The organism is Haloferax sp. KTX1 (genome assembly GCF_902410085.1).
In the GTDB taxonomy this organism is placed as follows: domain Archaea; phylum Halobacteriota; class Halobacteria; order Halobacteriales; family Haloferacaceae; genus Haloferax; species Haloferax massiliensis.
In genome coordinates, this window is the sequence record NZ_CABPRH010000055.1 from 1 (window position 1) to 611 (window position 611).

Below are 611 nucleotides of genomic sequence, written 5' to 3' on the forward strand. Positions count from 1 at the left end.
AGTCTGAACTCCGACTGTTGATGGTTTCGACGATGGAGGAACCGGATATCACCGTCTACCCCGACCGGGAGATGGTCGGGCTGTACGCCGGGTCACCGCCGGGCGGCGAGAAGGCGGACCGGACGTTGTCGACGTATCTCGACAGGAACGCGGAAAAAGAGTACTGGGAGGAGTGAGCCGCTATCGGCTGTCGACTTCGAACTCCGACAGCATCGTCTGGAGCCGTTCGGACTGCTCGGCGAGTGATTCGATGCTGGCACTGACCTGCGACATGGACGCGGCCTGTTCCTGCGCGGTCGCGGAGGCGGTCTCGGTCTCCGCGGCGGTCGCCTCGCTGATGTCCACGGCCTCCTCGACCATCGACACCGCTTCCTCGGTCGTGGCGGCCTGGTCGTCGGTCGTGTCGCTGATCTCCTGAATCCCGTCGTCGGTCGCCTCGGCGTTCTCGGCCACCTGCGTGAACGTGTCGACGACGTCTTCGACGGCTTCTGTACTCTCCTGCATATCCTGCTTTGCCCCCCGTGCCTCTGTGACCGTGGTTTCGGTCTGGGCCTGGGTCTCCGCGATGAGCTGTTCGATTTCGGTCGCCGATGCCTGGGTCTCCTCTGCCA

2 pseudogenes are annotated in these 611 nt (G+C 64.0%); one reads left to right on the plus strand and one right to left on the minus strand.

What is annotated here, in order from left to right:
* Positions 1-176 (plus strand): annotated as a pseudogene (locus FY251_RS23520) (cupin); the annotation flags it as partial.
* Between the two features lie 4 nt (positions 177-180).
* Here FY251_RS23520 and FY251_RS20715 read toward each other — a convergent pair.
* Positions 181-611: pseudogene (locus tag FY251_RS20715) on the minus strand (methyl-accepting chemotaxis protein); the annotation flags it as partial.